Consider the following 22751-nt stretch of genomic DNA (forward strand, 5'->3'; position numbering starts at 1 on the left):
CTTAATGCTTATTTATTTTTCGTACTTGAATTTTTCCTGCATCACGTCCCTGAAAAACTTTCCTTGATCTGTCGGCTCGTAGTTCCAGCTTTCAATCATTTGCGGAACCCATACCGGATCGAAAACCCATACCACCCAGGATATTCCCTTTTTATTGAAATAGTTCATGATTGCTGGGCCGTACTTTCCATCATCGTTTAAATTTTTATCTTCGTCGTTATGGGTCATAAAGCCGATTTCTGTCGCGAACACCGGGTAATTATCTGCAACGAAACCAAAATCTTTTTCCCAATCGTTTATCCAGGGATATTTCCGTTTTCCGGGATAAGGATGCGTAACGTAAGCGACATTAGGCCTTTCAATAGGTTTAAACTTTACGGGTGTCAGGTCGTATGCCCAGTTGAACCCGGCTACCAAAGGGATGGCTTTGTCGTTATGTGCATAGATTACATCGATAATCTGTTCCATCAAGATTTTCCATTCATCCCAGCTGCAGGTGCCATAACGACTGCCAAAAGTTGTAGGTTCATTAAAGAGTTCGTAAAACGCTACTGTCGGAACACCTTTATAATGTTCAGCGATTGTGCGCCAGAAATTAAAAGTTTCTTTCTTAGTAGTATTATGCATGTCTTGCGAAAGGATTTCCATCTGCAGGTTACCGATAGAGTGCCAGTCAATAATCACATAAATACCTAGATCGCTGCACCATGCTACAGCCTGATCCAATAATTTAATATATTCCTCGATACCGCGTTGATGTAGGGAAACAGGATGTACAGGAATACGGATAACATTTGCGCCCCAGCTTTTAATTACTTCGAAATGTTTTTTGCTCCAGTGTCCGTCTTTTACAATTTTATCCGGATCTGAAATGGACAAGCCTTTAAAAACTATGGTTTTCCCGCTTTCATCCACAAAGCAATTGCCTTGCACCTTTATCTGGCTTAGCTTTTTGACATTAGGATACTGCTTAACGAAAGGTGCTATTTTTTCTATAAACCACCATTCTTTTTTGGTTTCATTACTGCGAAGTCCCGGCTGGGCATAAAGAGCTGTAAAGCTTACAAGTAAAAAAGTGGAGAATAATAATTTTAAAAAAATCTTTGTCATTTGGTAAATTTTGGCCAGCAAAATATGCTGAATGGTTATTAACAAGTAGAAGCGGCAGATTATCAATATAATTTAGCCAGCTTAAGTTCAAAAAACGTCATTGTCCGAGAATCCCTAATAGGCAATGACGTATTTTATATAATTTATACCTTTCTATCTACACTTTTCCGGATCAGTTTCAAGATAATTTTTCAACACCTGCATTTGCGGGCGATCCTGACCGTTGCGCGGCTGGATAGCCAGCCGGTACGTCCCCCAGCGAGGTCCGGCAGACCAATAGGTGCCGTTGATGCAGTTATCTTTCATATGCTGCAGCATATTATCCAGCACAACCAGCCAGCGTGAATCATCATCCGGAATACCATATTCGCCGATAAATCCGCGTTTTTTATTGGTTTTAAGCCATTCTACAAAAGGTTTTATGCGTTCAACGCCTGTCTGAGGAGTTGCTTTTTCATCATCATAGCTTTCATCATAAACGCCGCCTGAAGTATTATCGAAATACACATGTGCTTCATAGATCAGGTTGTTTGAGGGATCAACCAGATTTTTCAGGTTATCACTTACATTGGGCCAGCGCTGGGCAGAGCTATAACTGTCGCCAGCAACGAGAATAGTGGTTTTGGTGTCAATAGTCCGAATCTTGGTAATCACTTCCTGTATAATATTGAACCAGGCATTGCCGGATGGCATCGCATAAGGCTCATTCATAATTCCATAGGCCCAAATATTATCCTTTTCTTTTAATATTTCTGTTAATTTGGCCCAGAAATCCACAAATGCAGCTGTGGGAACAGCGGTAGTGCCTATTATTTCAGGTTTCCCATTTACAATTCTTCTTGCAAAGTTATGTACGTCAGGAATAATTAACATATCTCGCTGTGATGCAGCATCAATAAAATCAGTAATGCGTTTTAATTCCACCGGATCCAGTGGGCCGTTTAATTGCGGCTGCACCCGTTCCCACTTGAAAGGAAGCCTGATCAGGCGCATACCTTTGGATTTAAAATAATCCAGATCCGTTACGAGCGGATAGCTGTAATCCTGCTGGTGCTGTCCCGGAACATTGGAGCCGAATTCAGCCCCAGATAGGTTAGTACCAAAGGGCTGCGGCTGCCGCTCTATTCCTTCATGCTCTTGGGGTGGATTCGCTTTAAGTTCTACAGCAACCTTGCGGCAGGAAAACGTGATGTTAAGGCATGTAAGTAGTAATAAAACTGATAATTTATGTATCATGATTAATAGCTTTTATTTAATTAAAACAAGGTTATCAATGTAAACGATAGTTCCTGCAGATACCCATCGCAGTACAATTGAGTTGGTTTGTGACATGCCGGCATTGCGCCAGATGGAAATCGGGAAAGAATGATAAGACCATACATCCGCAGGAACATCAACATTCTGCCACTCTTTCTGGTCAAGCGAGAAAATAAATTTTAACGGCTTATCAGCACCTTTTATCCAGAATGCAACTTCCTGGTAATCTTCAAAGGCAATAAAGTCGCGGTTCCATATCCTGAAACCTCCGCCTGGGGGCTGTCCAGTAAAGTCAAGCTTCAATGAGGCATTCCCAAAGAATTTCTCTGTAGTCGAAATAGCAGACGCCGTCTGACCCCATGACCAGTTTTCCATCCGTGTTGCATAATTATCAAGAAACACCGGACGTGTCAGATCAATATTCACAAAGGCTTGTTTAGTAATATTGGTGCTTGAGGTATTGGTAATTTTTAATTTAACCTTTGGCGAAACAGATGCCGGCATTTTAATTACTATTTTCTTTTTGTCTTTGGAAATAATCTCTGCAGTTTCACCCGTGGGTTCACCTGCCATATTGATCAAAGCAACTTCTGTCACAAACTGCAGGTTATTGCCTTTAATTATAATTTCCATACCACCAATGTAATCTGTAGAAGATATAGATTCAATAATTGGCGGAGTAATAACTACTAGGGGATACTTAATTTCCTTACCCTTACTGTTAGTAAGAATAAGATTAGTAGGACCACCCCAAGCGGTATCAGGCACCCGAAAAATTACAGCATTTCGGTTATTGAGTACAGGATTAAAACTCACGGGCGTATTACCGAGTTCGACTATGATAGAACGTATTTCTGCGAGATCTTTTCCTTCGAGAATTACCACACCACCGGCTTTAACCGAATCCGGGCCCGATACAATAAGAGGGTTTGCAACACCAGCATCATCTTTTTTACAGCTTGCCCACAGCAATGCAGCCATGAAAACAGCGAATGAATATTTTGTGGTTTTTGTGAATAGCTTTTTCATAATTCAATAGTTTAATAGTAAGGAACGGGGTCTTTTCCTAATTCTGGGTTAGTCAATACTTCTGAAGTCGGAATTGGCAGGAAAAGCTGTGAAGGAGAAGATAAAGTCACTCCAAAATGATCTATCTTATGCGTACCTGCTGAACTGTAGACGCCTCTTTCCTGGGCACCAATAATAACTTTTGCTTTATCGAAACCCATTCGTTGAATATCGAACCAGTAATCGCCCTCGAAAGCAAACTCCACCCGGCGTTCATGCAGGATATCGTCAATTGTTATTGAGGTCTTATCTTCAGAAGGAAGGAAACCTGCACGCCGCCTTACAGCATTAAATGCGCCTAATGCTGTTGCGTCACTAGTGGAAGCGCTGTTTCCGAGAACGGCTTCAGCATAAATAAGCAGTATATCAGCATACCTTAAGATATAGGTATTCATGCTGGTAAATGCCGCATTTATGCCTCCTCCCGGATCGGTTCCAACTACATATTTGAGCGGATTTGAGCGGGTTGGTGTTTTAATCTTAGTTAATTGATCTGCACTGGACACATAAGTAGTGTCGTATATAAAATATCCATTTGGAAATTTATCACTGGTCCAGTCAGTTCTCTTAAAGCCATGCTCCATAATTGACCATTCCCTTCTCTTATCACCAGGCTCATAGGACTGGATTAAATCTATAGAAGGAATAAACAAGGAATACCCTCCACCGCCTGCAATCGGATTCATTAATGTAATGGGCGCTATATAGACCTGCATAGCATTGCCGATTGAATATCCGCCTGCTGCAAGCCATTGCAATGCAAAGAGAGATTCCTGGTTATTGTTGGCCGTAGTACTGCTAAACATTTTGTAATAATCAGGATAGAGGCTGTATTTTTTCGACTCCATTATCTCCCATGCTTTCTTTTTAGCATTTTCGTAATCCTTCATATATAGATAAACTTTAGCCATCATGCCAGTTGCAGAATAACTTGTAACTCTGCCCGGCTGTGACGCTGTAGATGATAAATGTTCTTCAGCAAACTTCAAATCTTCAATAATAAATTTGAGAACATCTTGCTGTTTGTAGCGGGGCAAATTGAAGTTTCCGGTTTCGGAAAGCTTTACAGGGTCGGTAACAATAGGGACAGCGCCAAAAGTACGAGTCAGATAAAAGTACGCTACAGCCCGGATAAACCGAGACTCTGCGATTCCCTGGTCAAGATAAGAAACATCGCCGCTTACGGTCTTTTTTTTATCCTCAAAGGTATTCATCAATACTGTAGCTGTTCCAGCGGCCTTGTAGAAAGCAGTCCATGAATTTGCAACAGCCTGATCCGTTCCGGAAACAGTAAAGTTTTTAAAAGAATTAAAATCACTGCCGGCGGCCCACATATTGCCGCTCAATACTTCACCAATAGCAAAAAATGCTTTGTCGATATAGTCATACCAGATTACATTGTACAAAATGCCGGTTGCTCCATTTACCTGCTCGGCATTGGTATAATATGTCTCAAGTGTTGGATTGTTTTTTGAAGGCCGTTCCAGGAAATCCTTTTTACAGCCTGCAAACAGGAACGAGAGTACAATTAAATAAAATATTTGCTTTTTCATTTGTATGGATTTTGAGGTTAGAAAGTCACGTTTATCCCAAAATTAAAAGTGCGTGGGTTTGGATAACTTCCATTATCAACATTCTGCATTAAAACATCGCTGTTATATGCTCCCAGCTCAGGGCTCACTCCTGAATAGTTTGTGAATGTGTATAGATTTTGGGCAGTCACGTAAATTCTGGCATTGGTCATTTTTACTTTATTGATGAATTTTGCTGGAAGATTATAACCCAGGGTTACGTTTTGAATACGCATATATGAACCATCTTCAATGAAGCGATCGGAAACACGCCAGTTACTATTATGCCATTGATTAAAACGAGGCATATTACCATCAGGGTTATCAGCAGAATATCGGTTCGTTACTGTTGCCAGCTGGTTAAAATACGGGCTGAATAATCTTTCAGTAGTCCGGCGGGTATAATTTAAAATATCGCCGCCATAGCTTCCCTGCAGGAATATTCCCAAATCAAAACCCTTGTATTTAAAGCTGTTTGTAATACCATAAGTGAAATCAGGGTTGGGATCCCCGATAAAAGTCACATCCTTATCGTCAATAATATCATCATTATTCAAATCCTTAAATTTCACATCACCCAGCCATGTACCTTTAGGGCCGATAGCAAGCCCCTGATCAGCACTGTTTTGTATTTCAGCAACTGAGCCAAACAACCCATCAGTTACAAAACCATAGAATCGGCCAAGCGGCCCCCCGATTACAGTCCGGGTAAGCGTTACGGCATTTCCGTATTCTGTATAGCGCATTAAGGCTGCCTGGTCATTATTTAATCTCCGCAGTGTATTTTTGTAGTGAGAGAAAACAATATTGGTAGTCCAGTTGAAGTCAGGCTTTGTAATATTATATGAATTAATACCAATATCAATACCACGGTTCCGCATATTTCCGGCATTAACATAAGGAGATTTGATATCGTCCCAGCTTGTACCAATGCCAGTAAATATGGGCAGCTCGCTCCGCATCAGCATATCTGTAGTAACTTTATCATAAACATCTACCTTAACTTCTAAACGCCTGTTGAGCAAGCCAGCATCAATGCCTGCGTTGTAAGTTACTACTGATTCCCATCCAAGTTTTGTATTACCTACATTATCCGGAATACCACCTGCTCCAAACGGGCCTGAAGCAAAAAGCCGGATATTTGTAGTATAATTATTGGAACCAGCAGACTGGTTACCTACCGACCCTGCACCAACACGCATTTTCAGATAGTTTACAGTTTTCCAGTTTTTAGCAAACTTTTCGTTGGTTATAGTCCAGCCTGCCGATGCAGCTGTAAAATAACCAATTCGGTTATCTGGCCCGAAGCTTGATGATCCATCCCGCCTTGCAGAAAGGTTTAATGAAAACCTGTCATCATATGTATAACCTGCTCTTGCAAAGTAGGATTCCATGGCCCAATCATTATAACTACCGTCGAGCGTTTGTCCATTCTGTTCACCTGCAGCCAGGGATTCAAAGTTGAGAATAAGGTTTCTCCTCATCCCTACAATATTATTGCTACTTGTCCTTTGTGCTTCATGTCCTAACTGGGATGTTACACTGTGCTTGTTGAAAGTTTGACTATAGTTCAAATAATTTACCAAAGCATAATATAAGCTATTGCTTCGCTGTTCCCTCAAGGTACTTGGCCCTATCAGATTATATCCTGAACTCAAAACAACATTAGGCTGAAAAGCCTTGTTTTCAATACCGCTGTAGTTGACGTTCAATTCATTTCTTAGCTTGAAATTCTTGTTGAATACAATTTCACCATAAAGATTTCCAGTTAACTGGTTTTGTAGTTTTGTTACTTTTCTGAGTTCTGCCCGTGCTACTGGATTGAGCGCATTTCCGAAATTATATCCTCCAACAGAAACGGTAGTTGCATACTCACCATTAAGGGTAGTAACAGGAGCTGCCGGACTATTATAAACGGCCAGCTGCACTGTTCCTTCTGTTCCATTAGTTAAAGCTACCCGCTGATTATTTCGTGAAAAACTGGAGCTCAAGCCTACTTTAAGCCAGTCTTTAACGTGATTGTCAATATTGAAACGCGTAGAATAGCGGTCATAGTTAGAGCCTATTACGACACCTTCCTGATCAAAGTAATTTAAAGACAGATAATAATTGGTCTTTTCGCTTCCACCTGAGAAAGATAACTGGTGGTTCTGCATTCCTGCCGTACGGAAGATCGCATCCTGCCAGTCAGTACCTTTTCCTAGTATTTCCGGCTTTTGAAACTCGGGAATAGGAAGCATAGAAGTATTTTCTACCGCTGCTATTTCTTGTCTTACACTGTTGCTAAAAGCGGCAAACTCTCTTAAGTCCATTAAATCAAGCTTTTTAGGAATAGTTGAAAGGCCATAGTATGCATCATAAGACACTTTTGATTGCCCGGCCTTACCTCGTTTAGTTGTAATGATAACTACCCCATTTGCAGCCCTGGAGCCATAAATTGCCTGTGCTGATGCGTCTTTTAGTATCTCAACATTTTCTATATCGTTTGGATTAAGTCCTGCAATTGCACTTTGACTTGTCTGTCCGCCTACTCCGCCAAGCTGGTCATAGCTGATGGAGCTGTTTCTTGCTTCCTGTATTACTCCGTCCACAACATACAAAGGCTCGTTGGAATTGATGGATGTATTCCCACGGACTTTAACCGAAACTCCGCCGCCGGGTTGCCCCCCGTTATTTGTTACGGTAACTCCTGAAACTTTACCCTGCAGCATCTGGTCAACTCCTGCCTGAGGCAGATCTTTAATGTCCTTAGCGCTGATAGAAGAAATAGAAGAAGTAACGTCTGATTTCCGCATTGTACCGTAACCTACTACCACTACTTCTTCCAGACTCTCGGTAGAAATTTCCATTGTTACATTGACAACTGTGCGGGAACCCACCTTAGTTTCTACATTGGTAAACCCTATAAATGAGAAAACAAGCACAGATTCACTTCCTGGCACTGCAATGCTGTAGCGGCCGTCAGCATCAGTAGAAGCGCCCGTTGGTGTCCCCTTTACTCTAACACTTACGCCAGGCAGTGCCTCCCCCTGCGCATCTTTAACCGTACCGCTGATATTAACCTGGGCATAGGTCGACGATAGACAGAAGATTAAAACGACTGTTAAGCCGATAAGCCTTTCACGCCAGGCTTTCCATCTTCCTCCTGCCAACCCTTTTTCCTGAGGAGGGTTCAACAGGGTACTTCTGAGAATTTTGATAGATACTTTCATTTGATAATTGATTTAATAAAAATTAGTTTAACGTTGAGTATTTAAGCAGAATCAGTTTAAAGTTGATTGTTAATTGAATTTAGCCGCATAAACTCTCCTAGCACTTTTTTATTCTTCTTCACAATCTCGCACACTATTTCCACTGAATTAGCCGATCGGAATTCATCTTCAGGTGTATTTATCACATAATCAATTAATTTTTCTATAGTAGATACTGCTACGTGCTGGCGGGTATCTGAAGAAGCATAATAGATATAAACCGTTCCATCATCATCGGTAATCCAGCCATTGGAAAACAGAACATTGGCTACATCACCTATTCTCTCTTCATTTTCGGGAGCCATAAAATATCCGCCAGGTTTATGGATTACTTTGGTAATATCCTCCAGGCTGGTCATAAATAGGTAGAGCACGTAACGCAGTCCGGCCGCGGTATTGCGCACTCCATGTGCCAGGTGGAGCCAGCCTTTCTCCGTTTTTATGGGAGCCGGGCCAAGACCATTTTTAAGTTCATAGACTGTATGATAAACTTTTTTATCGATGATTATTTCTTCATCTATTACCGGATTTTCAATACTTTTGCTTAATCCGAAGCCGATGCCTCCGCCTTTTCCAGCTTCGATAAAACTATCCTGCGGACGTGTGTAAAAAGCATATTGCCCGTTTACAAACTCCGGATGCAGGACAACATTCCGCTGCTGCGGAGAAGTTGTTTTAAGATTTGGAAGCCTTTCCCATTTAACCAGGTCTTTGGTACGCGCAATGCCGCATTGCGCTACTGCTGATGATTGGTCTCCTTCGGGGGCTGATGGGTCGCGTTTTTCGGAACAGAATAAACCATATATCCATCCGTCTTGATGTTCTACAAGACGCATATCGTAAATATTGGTTTCCGGCTCATCAATTTCAGGCATTACTATCGGATATTCCCAGAAACGGAAATTATCCACACCATTATCGCTTTCCGCGATAGCAAAAAATGATTTCCGGTCCAAACCTTCAACCCTCACGGCTACCATATATTTTCCCTTAAATTTAATGGCCCCTGAATTGAATGCAGCATTGATTCCAAAACGTTCCAGTAAAAAAGGATTTGTTTCGCAGTTAAAATCATAACGCCATTCTAAAGGCACATGGGCGGCCGTAAGTATCGGATTTTTATAACGGCTGTATATCCCATTTCCCAGCTCCTCCGGATAATTCTTCTTTGTAGTCAGTTCCAGATAAGCATCCTGCAATGCAGTTAATCGTTTTTCAAAATATGTACTCATTTAATAAATTTTTCTCTTCCAGCATTAATATTTCTTACTTAAAATCTTATTTGACGGGTCTATAATTCGACTTTATTCTTTAGTCTTCGAGCTTATCCCACCATGTCCTTTTAAGGATGAGACCGATGACAACCAGGATGGTAATGGTGATGATAAGCGGCAGTTTCATTGAAAGCACCAGGTACATCGGCAACAATGTGAGACAACACTGTGCGATAATCCCGATTGCGACATTGAACATATCCAGCCCGAACCGTTTATTCGGCCGGAATGAAGGGTCTTCTTTTATTACTTTTTCTTTTATCGGTTCCCAGAAACCCCAGGGACGAATACTTTTATAAAAGCTCTTTAATACCTTAGGGTCTGTCGGAGGGCTTAGATAAGTCCCAGCCACAGAGCCTGCTAACGAAATCAGGAATAGTAAAGGCCAGCTGTACAGCGGTACGCCGGTAAAGATGTACGGGAACACCAATGCCGCCGCTATTCCGGTCATCATTCCCCAGAAAAAGCCCATGGCATTAAAGCGCCACCAATGCCATTTCAATACATTGGCCGCGATATACCCGCCGTATAATGCCCCTACAATCCATTGCAGTACATCGTTTACATTCTTAGCCATAAAACCTAAAGCAATGCTGACAACCACCACCAGTATTCCTACAGCATAGCCTACGCGTGATACTTTCTTATCTGAAGCTTTTGGATTTATATATTTCAGGTAAATATCATTGAGAATATATGCCTGAGCCGCGTTCAATGTACCCGCAAAAGTTCCGATAAAGGCAGCCAGCAGGCCAGCAAGCAATATGCCGACCAAACCCGGAGGAACAAAAGCACTGATTCCGGCAGGCAGAATTTTCTCAAAGTCTATTCCCGACGCACTTTCGAGGTTCAGTTCTTTAAAAAAAAGCAGCCCAAGAATGGCAAAACCCATAATCATCAGGTACCGTGTAGGAAGCAGGATTACACTTACAAAGCCGCTCATTTTTGCTGCTTCTTTCGGCGATTTGGTTGAAAGAAGCTTCTGCATATCATAATTAGGAGCCGGTCCGGCGAGACTTCCTAGTATTCCTTTTATCAACATCAGCGTAAAAAATATGCTGAAAGGCTCATAGCCGTCACGGATTATCTTTTCATTTACTTCCGGAATGATGTGGCTCCAGTCGAGGTTCATAGATTTGCCGAAAAAAGGACTGAACCAGCCTTCGGGAACAATAAGCTGATGCGAAGCCAGCTGGTTCATGGCAATAATGCCTATAGCGATGGCCGCAACAGTCATAATCACATATTGAACCACATCGGCGATTACAATACTGCTCATGCCCCCCATAATGGCGTAAACCACAGAAAACAACGTAAAAACAATGCCGTAAAAATGCGGCACGTATTCTGCTGGAATATCCAAGGGAATATATGGGCTTACTAGCTCCCAAGGGATGAATATCTCTACAAATTTTCCAAGTCCCACAAAGCCGTAAGCCAGAAAACCGAGACAGCTCAAAATTGCAAATACTACAATAATCCACTGCGCCATTGATGACTGCTTGTCGGAACCGAAACGCGTTGCCATCCATTCTGCACCTGTGGTAACATTCGACCGCCTTAGCCAGACCGATAAATACATCATTAAAAACACCTGATTAAACACAGGCCAGAGCCATGGCAGCCATAAACTTTTAATGCCGTATACGAATGCAAGGGTTACCATCCACATAGTACCGGAAATGTCGAACATGCCCGAAGCATTGGAAAGGCCTAAATAATACCATGGCAGTGATTTCCCGCCCAGCAGATAGTTCTCTTTGTTGAGACTGGCTTTCTTTTGGAAATACCATCCAATCAACACCATGATACACAGGTAGAGGAGAATAATTACAATATCAATTATGTGTAGGGTCATATATAAAAATCTTGAGGCTTCAATATTCTAATCGTTAGAATTCGCTGTATTAATTTAATGTTTATTAATTGTAAAATTCAGGATATAATCAAGTCAAGCCTAATACTTTTTTAGCTGATATTTATAAGATTATTAACTAATATTTATAGTAACCCTCAATTATATCCCCAACTGCTTCAAAATGTAAGATGTTGAAACGGAAAAAAGTAAGCACCTTTGAAAAACGACTTACCAAAAGATGCTTATAGAAGCGACCATCATCATAAAAAAGCTATGAGAGAACCTTCTCGTCTTAAAATTTTTAAATTTTCGAGAATCTATTACACATTTCTATTCGCGTGAAGCATAGAAATCTATGGAGTAATGCATTTATATCCGCTTTGCATTATATTTGTACTGTTTTACCCCAATCCCACCTGAAATTATACTAAAAATGAACAAAAATTATGTAAAGGAAATTACTCCGCTTACACCAAATGACTTTTTTACCATATTTTCAAGGGTGAAAAAGGAATTTGATTTCCCTTTTCATTACCATGAAGAATACGAATTGAATTTGATCGTAAATGCTAAAGGAGCTAAACGGCTTGTGGGAGACCACGTGGCAGTTATCGAAGATTTAGAACTGGTTTTAGTCGGTCCGAACCTGCCGCATGCCTGGTTTACACACGAATGTAGGAGCGAGGCAATAACAGAAATAACTATTCAATGGCATAGAGATCTTTTTGATGAAAAGTTCCTGAGGCGCAATCAACTGAGCTTTATCCGCATGATGTTCGAAAAAAGTATCAAAGGAATTTCTTTTACAAAAGAAACGATCCAGTCTGTGCTGCCAAGGATACTTTCTCTGAGTCAGCGCAGCGGATTTGATTCAGTCATAGACTTGATTAGCCTATTGCATGATTTGTCTGCTTCGAGGAATATGCTCACTTTATCGGATGCATCCTTTATCAATAACCAGAATTTTAACTATAACAGCCGCAGGTTAGAAAAGGTATTTGAATTCATGAACAATAATTACCATAAAGAAATCAGCCTGAAAGATGTAGCCATTCTGGTGAATATGACAGAAGAATCCTTCAGCCGCTTTATCAAAAAAAGGACGGGCAATACATTTATCAACAGCCTGAATGCAATCCGGTTGGGCCATGCCTCCCGTATGCTGATTGATACTACGCATTCTATCAGTGAAGTTGCCTACCAATGTGGTTTTAATAATATTTCAAATTTCAACCGCTTGTTCAAAAAGAAAAAGAATTGTACGCCTAAAGAGTTTAGGGAAAATTATTCAGGGAACAGGGTGTTTGTATAGTAGTGAGTTTTATATTTTTTTGATAAAACTCTAAATTTTATTATGGGTCAGCCAATGAAAACAACAAGAAATTATTTAATTTTTACTTATCCTTATCAAGCATTTACAGCACTTCATCGTCTGAGGATTTATATTTCTCCAAGACCTCAAAAGCTTTTTTCCGATATAGGCTTTATCTTTTTTAGAAACTGGTGATCTAACGCAGAATTGTGGATTGTAATTTCCCGCTGCTAAAATATATCCAGTAGGAATCCTTGCTTGTGAACATTAACCTGGGTTAGATCAACAGCCATTTGATGAATTACTTTCATGAAGTTCGTTTACAGTTGTAAACTTTTCAGCAAGGGATTATTTCAGGCTGTTATTTACCTGATAAAATTTTTCAAGAAGAACCAATTGCAGACGCTCAGATTCCGGACTACGGAGAGAAAAGCATGGGTAGCCCTCTCGGAAATACTAGTTTTCATTACTAATTAAAGCTCTGTATTTTTGATCAAAGCAGGCTTCAGTTTTAATCTTCCTGAATAGGAGAGTGGATACCCTTCTTCAGATACGTTTTGATAAAGCGTATCATCATGGATAGAATCATTAACGCTTATTAGATATTTTTGCGGCTGGACAGTCTTTCCTACAGTAGTTTGAGATTGAAAACAGCGTGTAGTATCTGCCGGGGAAGTTGCTGCCGCAAAGGCTGTAAACAGAAGAAATATAAACAGTACAATTCTCTCTTGCACATCTATTGTCATCAGCACTACAGTTACTGTGGTGCTATTCCTCCGTATTCCTCTATCATTTTCCTGATATCGCTTATCGGCACTTCTAATGGCGATTTATTTTGCAGGTTTGCTAAAACTGCCGCAGCGGCTGCAGCTTGTGCCATCCCCATACACGATGCCTGAACACGCAGTGCAGAATTGGCTAAACGATCGCTGCTTAAACAACGGCCTGCAACAATGAAGTTTCGGCTTTTTTTAGGTATCAGCGACCGCAGCGGAATCATAGGAACGGTTCCAGGTACCAGCTGCCGGGGGATTACACCATGTTCATCATGCAGATCTATAGGATAATAAGAATATGAAACGCCATCATCAAATTTTTTAGCAGTAATATAATCCTCGTGAGTAATTTTATAATGTCCGTCTATCCGGTAAGTTTCACGAACGCCGGTTTCTGTTTTCATGGTAATAATTCTTGCTTTTTCACAGCCCGGCAATGTTCTAATAAAGCGCAGATGTTTCAATAAAGACATCCTTCCCTCAATATTGGCCTTTGAATGACTTACCGATGTGGCAGAGTCGGCTCCTGCAATGTGCTGAATGTTATCGCCTTTACTTCTTAATAAACCTACAATGTCTCCACGAAATTCCTTTCTTACCAGTTCTCCCCTATTACACGCTTTTTCATAACTATCTTTGATCAACTCCAGATCAAGTGATCCGAAATCATAACCTCCTATCTCAAACATCAGCGTTCCAGGCTGCGATTCTGCTTCCCTTAACAAATCAAATCCGGCCAGATAAGCAGCATAAGCATTCCCGGTACAATCTATCAATTGATTGCAGGTAATTTCTGTTTCTGTTCCTTTACCGATAACATTTACCCTCCAGGTATTCTTATTAAAAGCGATTTTTGCAGGAGTTTCATAATAGTGAACTTTTACGCCCGCATCGAGACATTTCTCTTCTGCAAGCGCAGCATACAAATAGCTGTTCACCCGCACCTGGTGCAGCCAGTGCTGTTCGCCGTGAGGGATTGAAAAATCCGGCAGCTTATCATCGTTTAAAGCAACCGTTTCCTGTACCAATTCCCAACCTATACCGGAAATTACCTGTTTTCCCCACGCAAAAAATATTCCCGGAAAAGCAACTCCTGCTGTAGATGTGGTTCCGCCAAGCTGGCTATTATTTTCTATAAGAATAACCTTACGGCCGGCACGTCCCGCTTGTATAGCTGCAATTACACCTGCGGTACCGCCGCCAATTACCAGGATATCGGTTTGTAAAGCCTGCTTTTTCAACTGATGCGGCTCCCGCAAAATCTCTCCTTTTAACAGATTTGTGGATGCGGCCCCAACAGAAGCCATGCCGATTGTTTTTAATAAATTTCTACGATTCATTTTGGTTTCTTTTAATATAATTCTATTTTAAACTGATACTCACCCGCGGACAATGAAGCGAACAGCATACCGTTTTCTTTCTTTTGCATAACCGGGATTTTTTGCTTTAAATCATTCCCGGCAGCTGTCATTTTCTTTGCTGGAAGCATTAAATCAGCGGTGCTGTTCGGTGGAATTATGACATGATAATATACACTCCTGCCTTTTTTCTGCCAGGAAGAAAAAATCTTTCCATATGGGCCTTCGTGCGAAGCTTCAAACGACTGTAGACCGGTAACAAAATTGGGTTTAAGGATGATATTTTTAAAACCGGGCGCTGCCGGGTCGGGAAAAATACCGCCTAAAGCTTTATAATACCATGCGCTGATTTCGCCAAACATGATATGGTTTAATGATATATCTTTATTTCCCTCAATCTTCCAATTCTCATACAAAGTTGCTGCTCCGTTTTTCATCCACCATCCCCAGGAAGGATAAGTTTCCCTGGAAGCCAGCTGATAGGCAGCATCGGCATAACCATTTTCACTCAAGGCATTTAAAAGAGTCTTTGATCCCAGAAGCCCAACATCCATTCCGCCGTCCGCTTTTACACGTGCAGCCAGCTTTTCTGCTGTTTTTGCTTTTAATTTTTCGGGAACAATTCCCCAAAAAAGCGGGGCGCTCAGTTCGGTCTGCAGACCGGATGCATAAATACCTGTCGATCTGTTCAAAAATTTAGCATTAATAGCATTTTTTATCTTCAGTGCTAGATCCGAATATTTCTTAACATCTTCTCCCCGACCCAAAAGTTTTGCGGCTTCAGCAAGAATGGCAGCATCAGCATAAAAATAAACAGAGGAGGTTAGCTCAATATCAGCCTTCGATTTAATAGGTATCCAATCCCCCAATCCCCATTCTGTCAAACCAGATGGACTTTTACTGTCAATATAATTGACATACTTTTTTATGCTTTCATAACTTTTTTCAAGCAGCTGTTCATCTCCATAGAACAAATAAATATTCCAGGGGATAATGGCGATAGAACTTGTCCAATCGACACCGTTGGCCCAGTTGTAACCCCAGCCCGAGGTTGGGATAATTGCCGGCAAGACGCCATTGGGCAGCTGTTCGTCGCGGTGATCGGCCAGCCATTTTTCATAAATGGTGATGCCATCAAAATTATACAAGCCCATCTCGACAGCAATATGGGCATCTCCTGTCCACCCATTTTTTTCACGCTGGGGGCAATCAGTAGGATAACCGAACAAATTCGACAAGTAGGAATTATTAGCTGCCTTCCAGATTTTGTTTAAGGTTTTATTTGATGAATGTATACTGCCTGCAGCTGGAACATCGCTGTGCATGAAATAAGCTGTTAAATTTTCCAGACTCAATTCTATGGGTTTATCGCTGATAACTTCAACATATTGAAAGCCTTTGTAATTAAACCTTGGCCGGAAACTTTCTTCTTCATTGCCGGAAAGGATAAAAATATCTGTCTGGAAAGGATCAGTATCGTCAGTGGGACGGTAATGATAATCTATATTCGACTGGTCAGCTCTTCCATCTTTTCGCAGGCGCTCTGCATGAATCAGCTTAATGATAGTTCCTTTTTGTCCGCTTACACTAATGCGGCTTACGCCTGATATATTTCTGCCCAGGTCAAAAACATACACGAATGGGTTTATTTTTTTTACACTGACCGGCTTGATTTCTTCTACATCGCGGATAGGGTGTAGTTGCTGTGAAACAATATTTTGAGATGGTGCTGCAGTGAAAATTGCATTTTTCCATTTAGAGTCATCAAAACCGGCAGTATTCCAGCCCTTCTGCTCCAGCCGTGCATCGTAATGTTCGGCCGTATAAATGCTGTTAAAGATCAATGGGCCAAAAGAAGTTTTCCAACGGGTATCCGAAGATATTGTTTCGATCGTTCCATCTTCATATGTGATTCTTAAATCGAGGCAGAATTTAGGCCTTGCCCTCCAGGGCGCCTGGTCAAAAAACCAGACTGCGGTAGACTGATGATTATACCAGCCATTACCGAGCAGTACACCAATGGCGTTTGCTCCATTTTTAATCAGGGACGTAACATCATGTGTTAAATATAAAGTTCTCCGGTCATAACGGGTAAACATAGGGTCGAGGCGGTGGTTTCCCGCCTTTTCGCCATTCAGATACAGTTCATAAAGGCCGGCTGCCGCGATATATGCCCTTGCCGACTTAATTCTCTTACCCGCTTGGAATACTTTTCTAAAATACGGCGCCTGCTTTACATGAATATCGTCGGTGTCAGTAACCCAGCTTTCCTGCCAGGGACTGTTCATTAATCCGGTCTCAAAAAACGAAACCGAAATATCAGAAGCATTATCCTTATCGTCCCAAATCTGTACAGACCAGAAATGCCGGGTAAATGGCTTGAGGATATTATCAGGAAATAGAACACGCATACGATCGGAATTTACTTTTCCCGACTCCCAGACATTTCCCTTCCCCGCAGCAACAGCTGTTGAATCCGTTCCTGCAACTATCTTATAGGCTTTTTGCGAAACTGCGTTTTTGCAGCCGGCTATATTCCAAGTAAGTCTGGGAGAGCTGACATCTACACCAATGGGATTCTCCAGATACTCACAGCGAAGAGCAGTTGGTTTACATTGGGACTTCGCATAAAATGACGGGAAGAATAAGGCAGCTAAAATTAACAGCGCAGTTTTATTTATTTTCTTCAAGTTCTTACTGTTTAACGAACGGTGTATTTTGCATTTTTTGTAATACCATCCCATTGGTCAGTCCGGAATGGCGCTGCCGGAAAACCTTCCTTATTATAAAGGTTCGCATCGCCTGCATCATCCGCCCAAGCGTACCTTACAGCAACGGGATTTGGCACACTTTCATTTGAGACTATGATTTTATTTCCCTGGATAACAGCCTTTGCATAATAGAACTTTTTATCTTTTCCTGCAATTTCAAATCCCCGTACATATCCGTATTTATCTTTTGCCGTTAAGCCCTTTTCAGCATACTTAAAACTAAGCACGGCACGATTTCCATCCAGCTGCATCGTATCGAATACCGGACCGCTGAAAGCATTGTCTTTGCCGTAAGTTTTGTTTAAAGCCACAGCCGCCAGCCGTTTTCCCACATCCTGTTTATTTCTTGGATGAATATCCCCCGTTTCGCCGATATCAATCGTCACCGCCATTCCGGTATTCGGAAGCGCGAGTGTCATAGCCTGCGCCTCCCTCAGTTCTGCCCAGGAACTTCCGCTGTTACTGTTTCCATTAGCAGCCTTCCAGCTTGCAAGCTGAACAAAATAGAAAGGAAAATCCCCCTGCCCCCATCGCTTGCGCCAGTCGTTAATCAGCAGAGGAAAAGCAGTCCGGTATTGATATGCCCTGCCTGCATTGTTTTCGCCCTGATACCAGATTACTCCTTTAATAGCATAACCGATCAGCGGATTTATCATGGCATTATATAATAAAGTTGGATAATCATTCGGATTCCCAGCATTGGCGCTTGAATTATCAAAAACTTTTTCTACCTGGTAACGCCAGGCCGAGGCCAGAGGATAGGTTTTAGCACCGATAGTAAGCTTAACCTCATCCGGAGTTCCATAAATTCCGCCGCCGCCGCCAGTATCTTCTACCCTTACAGATATAACATTTTGTCCAGCTTTCAATAGCCCGGCCGGGATAGAATAAATGCGTCTGTCGTTATATTTATTCTGCATTCCTCCCACACGGGCACCATTGACATACGTATCATCGGAATCATCAATCCGGGCCAGCTCCAGTTGTGCAGCTTTTCCGGCTTCAGCAGCAGAAAGATGAATGGTTTTCCGAAACCAGACGATGCCGTCGAAGTTTTGTACCGACTGTTCCCATAAGCCGGGAATTTTAACCTGAGGCCAGCTGTTGTCATCAAACGTATCCGATTTCCAATTTGACACAGCCGCCGCATCAGCAAAGCCTCCCTGAGTTTCTTTAATTTTCTTCAGAGTTTTTTCTTTACGCTGGCGGATTAATGATTCTAAATCAGCGTGGCTGGCAAGTTTTTCATCACTTACAAAAAGATTGCTTTTCTCAAGTGCATCTCTGCTGATCCAGGTTTCAATATCCGTTCCGCCCCAAGATGAATGAATTAACCCGATGGGAATGTTCAGTTCCTGCTGAAGTTTCCGGGCAAAGAAATATCCAACCGCTGTAAATCTTCCGGCAGTTTCCGGGCTTGCAGCTTCCCATACTGCCGGCTGTTCTAAATCATTTTCAGGCTGATAAGCCATAGCCCTGGGAATCTTAATATGTCGGATCTTCGGGTAATTTGCTGCTTTGATCTCTTCTTCGGCATTTTGAGCGCTGTTGAGAACAAATTCCATGTTAGACTGCCCCGAACACACCCATACATCACCCACCCATACATCATTGAACGTAATCGTATTTTTCCCTTTTATAATCAACTGATAGGGGCCACCGTGATTTTCAGCATTTAAAAAGAGCTTCCATCTTCCGTCTGTGCCCGTTTTTACAGTTTTTTGCCGGCCATTAAATTGCACCGTTATTTTTTCTCCTTTATCTGCCCATCCCCAAACCGGAATAGGCTGAGCGCGCTGCAATACCATTCCGCTCCCGAATATTTTAGGAAGGCGAACATCGGCATAAGAAAATAATGCAGTAGATAATGCTGCTGCCATTAGAAAAACTGTCTTTTTAAAAAAAGTGATAGAGTTGGTCATCTTTATTTAATTACTTTATTTGCAAACTTATATTTCTCTAAAACTTTCATCTGCGGGCGGTCTTCGCCGTTTTTAGGCTCTATCGCCAGCCGGTATTTCCCCCACCAGGGACCGGCAGCCCAATAAGTCCCGTTAATACCGTTATGTTTTAAATATGCTAAAAATTTATCCAAGGCAGTCAGCCATCTCGGATCGTCATCCGGCACGCCGTATTCACCGATAAATCCACGCAGATTATTCTGCTTTAACCAATTCACAAAAGGAGCGACCCTGCTGATACCGACTGTCTCTCCGGCATTTTCTTTATCATAGCTTCCGCGATAAGCACCAGAGGCATCATCATCAAAATAAACGTGGCCTTCAAAAATTAAATTATTAGAAGGGTCTTTCAGATTTTTAAGATTATCGCTGGAGTCTGGCCAGCGTTCGGCAGAACTCCAGCTGTCACCTGCAACCATAATTGCTGTTTCTTTATCTACTTTCCTGATTTTATCTATAACTGCCTGAGCAATATCAAACCATGGGACATCATCCAGCAGGTCGTGGGGTTCGTTCATAATGCCGTATCCCCAGATATTATTGAAAGATCTCAGCTCAATGGAAAGTCTTCCCCAGGCATCAGCAAGATGAGCAATAGTTACTTCCGGTGAGCCTACAATATAACGGGTGCCCTTTTCATAGCGCCGGCAGTAATTGTGCATATCCGGAATTATCCACATGTTCCTGTCCTGGGCTGCCTTTATAAAGCTTTTTAATCTGCTCAATTCTGTGCTGTCGAGGTTTTGATTGAGAACAGGCTGCATCCTTTCCCATAAAAAAGGCAAACGGATCAGGGTTAGTCCTTTGGATTTGAAATAATCAAGCTCGGATGCAGTTGGGTAGATATAATTTTTATTATATATCCCGGGAATCTTATCATGTGCAAATTCGGCTCCGGCAAGGTTCACACCAAACGGCAATTCTGTAATCTGCGCATAAGCGGGCTTGCCGGATATTGCAAGTGCCAATAAGCTTACTAATACTAATCGTTTCATCATTATTCTATTTTTATAATTCCTGCTGGAAAACTAATTTAGATTAAGCCCAAAATTATCTTTTACAAACAAGGTGTTGTAATACTTTTCTGCCTGATAATTGACTATTATTGACTTTAAGAGTAAAAAGTTAGAGTCTCTTCGAGCTGTGGCCAATAATGCAACAAAAAAGCAGATAAAGAACAATTATAGGCGAGATAACTACTGATACTTTTATAACTAATGCTGATTATAAATTATCTCTTACCTCTTTTTCATTTTTTAATTTCTAATATTAGAACCATATATCAGATATTTATACAATGAAATCGCTACTTACTTTACTTCTTATCCATTCGACTATTTTCTTCAGCGCTGCACAGCAATTAAAAATAAGCGGCAATGGAAGGTATATTGAATCTCAGGATGGAAAGCCTTTTCTCTGGATTGGTGACACCGCATGGGAGCTGTTCCATAAACTTAGTCGCGAAGAAGCATCAGAATATCTCGAAACGAGAGCAAGACAAGGATTTACCGTTATTCAGGCTGTCGTTTTAGCAGAGAATGACGGCCTCCGTATTCCAAATGCTTACGGTGATTTGCCACTTATCGGATTATCTCCCGAAAAGCCCAATGAAAGATATTTTATGCATGTAGATTTTATAGTGAATAAGGCAGCTTCACTGGGATTATACATTGCTATGCTTCCAACCTGGGCAGACAAGGTTCCTTCCAACCGCCCCGAACCTGGCCCAGTAGTGTTTAATCGACATAACGCGTCTTCATTCGGCGAATTCCTTGGAAACCGCTATAAAAAGCAGCCGGTAATCTGGATTTTGGGAGGCGACAGAGATGTGCAGGATCAGGAAGTGTTCGAAATCTGGAAGGCGATGGCTTTGGGACTTAAGAAAGGGGATGGCGGCAGGCACCTTATTACTTATCATCCGGCAGGAGAAAGCTCTTCATCTTATTGGTTTCATAACGAAGATTGGCTTGACTTTAATATGTACCAAAGCGGACATGCTCATCATTACATGCCGGTTTACCAGTTTGCAGAGGAAGACTGGTTGAAAAAACCAGCAAAGCCTTTTATCGACGGCGAGCCTGCTTACGAAGATATTCCGGTAAGATTCTGGGTTTATATGGATTGGAATGAACCGGCGAAGAAGAAAAAAATACTGGATAAACAGGGACTGGTAAAAGATAAAAGCTATTTTCCCGAGGGCTTTTTTACAGATTATGATGTTCGTGTACATGCCTACTGGAATTTCTTATCAGGGGCATGCGGTTATACTTATGGAAATAACGCCGTCTGGCAGATGTTTAAAAAGAATAATGCTTTCTCAATTCCGGCCTTAACCGATTGGAAAGAAGCGCTGACCAGACCGGGAGCCGAAGACATGCAGTATCTAAAAAAGCTGTTCGAATTGCGTCCATTTTCAAAACTCGTTCCCGACCAGTCTATTATTTACGGAAAAAATCCGCGAGACAGCACACATATCCGTTCTGCGAAAGCTGAAGACGGCTCTTTCTTTATTGTTTATTTACCTATAGGCGGTCCTGTTAAAATAAATATGAAGAAAATCTCAGGGCGACTAATAACGGCCTGGTGGTATAATCCGAGAAACGGGAAAGCGGAAAAAATCATCAAAACAACTAAGGAGGATATCCAAGAGTTTATTTCGCCGGGAGCAGGGAAGGGTAATGATTGGGTTTTAGTGTTGGATGATAGAAATGCAAGATTAAAAACCCTTGAGATGTAAAAGGATTTACTGCATAGTAGCTATTGTATTTCATCATAAGTCTTATAAAGACCACCTTCACGCTTATCTGAAAGAATATGTGTTCCGGTTCAATGGTAGATACAAGCGATAATACCTGTTCCATCGAAGGTACAAAACAAACTGCCGGTATGAGAGCCTATAAGAAAACCACAATGGGATAAAGTCGTCTCATTAATCTCAGAATCCGCATTAGATTTTCTAACGCTTAGCATTAGACTAAATATGGAGCTAAATTGCGCTGTAACGTTTACTGGCAAAGAGATTGCGCCATGGGGCGGAAAGGTGTTTTTGAAGCAGTTTTTAGACAAAACTGGCTTTCACTACCAGGCATCCATGTGCGAAGCACTTGCTCATCCCGGCCTTCTCCTCGAGGAGAAGGGGCAGAACCCTGATCGTCTAATTTTTCCGCGATCTTAGCCTGAAAAC

At 41.6% G+C, this 22751-nt stretch carries 14 protein-coding genes; 2 read left to right on the forward strand and 12 right to left on the reverse strand.

Going from position 1 to position 22751, the window contains the following annotated elements; genetic code table 11:
• Nucleotides 1-12: 12 nt before the first annotated feature.
• From OD355_RS09670 to OD355_RS09700, 7 genes are all read right to left on the reverse strand, one after another.
• Nucleotides 13-1110, reverse strand: a complete 1098-nt coding sequence (locus OD355_RS09670) for a glycoside hydrolase family 5 protein (RefSeq protein ID WP_263038267.1) — start codon at nt 1108-1110, stop codon at nt 13-15.
• Between the two features lie 153 nt (nt 1111-1263).
• Nucleotides 1264-2346 (reverse strand): glycoside hydrolase family 5 protein, encoded by a 1083-nt coding sequence (locus OD355_RS09675; RefSeq protein WP_263038268.1) that lies wholly within the window; start codon nt 2344-2346, stop codon nt 1264-1266.
• Nucleotides 2347-2358: 12 nt separating this feature from the next.
• Nucleotides 2359-3396: an IPT/TIG domain-containing protein gene (locus tag OD355_RS09680; protein ID WP_263038269.1), complete on the reverse strand. Its 1038-nt coding sequence runs from the start codon at nt 3394-3396 to the stop codon at nt 2359-2361.
• Nucleotides 3397-3407: 11 nt separating this feature from the next.
• Nucleotides 3408-4988, reverse strand: a complete 1581-nt coding sequence (locus OD355_RS09685; protein WP_263038270.1) for a RagB/SusD family nutrient uptake outer membrane protein — start codon at nt 4986-4988, stop codon at nt 3408-3410.
• A 17-nt stretch (nt 4989-5005) separates the two neighbouring features.
• Nucleotides 5006-8218, reverse strand: a complete 3213-nt coding sequence (locus OD355_RS09690; protein ID WP_263038271.1) for a SusC/RagA family TonB-linked outer membrane protein — start codon at nt 8216-8218, stop codon at nt 5006-5008.
• A 56-nt stretch (nt 8219-8274) separates the two neighbouring features.
• Nucleotides 8275-9489: a glycoside hydrolase family 130 protein gene (locus tag OD355_RS09695; RefSeq protein WP_263038272.1), complete on the reverse strand. Its 1215-nt coding sequence runs from the start codon at nt 9487-9489 to the stop codon at nt 8275-8277.
• 79 nt (nt 9490-9568) lie between these two features.
• A complete protein-coding gene (locus tag OD355_RS09700) occupies nt 9569-11389 on the reverse strand; it encodes a sodium:solute symporter family protein (RefSeq protein WP_263038273.1) in 1821 nt (606 codons plus the stop codon).
• A gap of 433 nt (nt 11390-11822) precedes the next feature.
• Here OD355_RS09700 and OD355_RS09705 point away from each other — a divergent pair, with 433 nt between their 5' ends.
• Complete coding sequence (locus tag OD355_RS09705; RefSeq protein ID WP_263038274.1) at nt 11823-12701, forward strand: helix-turn-helix domain-containing protein; 879 nt, start codon at nt 11823-11825, stop codon at nt 12699-12701.
• A 473-nt stretch (nt 12702-13174) separates the two neighbouring features.
• On the opposite strand, the gene OD355_RS09710 is transcribed toward OD355_RS09705, so the two are convergent.
• From OD355_RS09710 to OD355_RS09730, 5 genes are read right to left on the reverse strand one after another with little or no spacing between them, the layout of a single operon-like run.
• Nucleotides 13175-13447: a hypothetical protein gene (locus OD355_RS09710; RefSeq protein ID WP_263038275.1), complete on the reverse strand. Its 273-nt coding sequence runs from the start codon at nt 13445-13447 to the stop codon at nt 13175-13177.
• 11 nt (nt 13448-13458) lie between these two features.
• Nucleotides 13459-14817: an FAD-dependent oxidoreductase gene (locus OD355_RS09715; protein ID WP_263038276.1), complete on the reverse strand. Its 1359-nt coding sequence runs from the start codon at nt 14815-14817 to the stop codon at nt 13459-13461.
• 11 nt (nt 14818-14828) lie between these two features.
• Nucleotides 14829-17525, reverse strand: coding sequence for an alpha-L-rhamnosidase (locus OD355_RS09720; protein ID WP_263038277.1), 2697 nt, complete (start codon nt 17523-17525; stop codon nt 14829-14831).
• A gap of 11 nt (nt 17526-17536) precedes the next feature.
• A complete protein-coding gene (locus OD355_RS09725; protein ID WP_263038278.1) occupies nt 17537-19486 on the reverse strand; it encodes a sialate O-acetylesterase in 1950 nt (649 codons plus the stop codon).
• Between the two features lie 44 nt (nt 19487-19530).
• Nucleotides 19531-20562, reverse strand: coding sequence for a glycoside hydrolase family 5 protein (locus tag OD355_RS09730; protein ID WP_263038279.1), 1032 nt, complete (start codon nt 20560-20562; stop codon nt 19531-19533).
• 302 nt (nt 20563-20864) lie between these two features.
• On the opposite strand from OD355_RS09730, the gene OD355_RS09735 reads away from it, so the two are divergent.
• Nucleotides 20865-22304, forward strand: coding sequence for a glycoside hydrolase family 140 protein (locus OD355_RS09735; RefSeq protein WP_263038280.1), 1440 nt, complete (start codon nt 20865-20867; stop codon nt 22302-22304).
• Nucleotides 22305-22751 lie beyond the last annotated feature (447 nt).

The organism is Haoranjiania flava (genome assembly GCF_025631005.1).
Classification (GTDB): Bacteria; Bacteroidota; Bacteroidia; order Chitinophagales; family Chitinophagaceae; genus Haoranjiania; species Haoranjiania flava.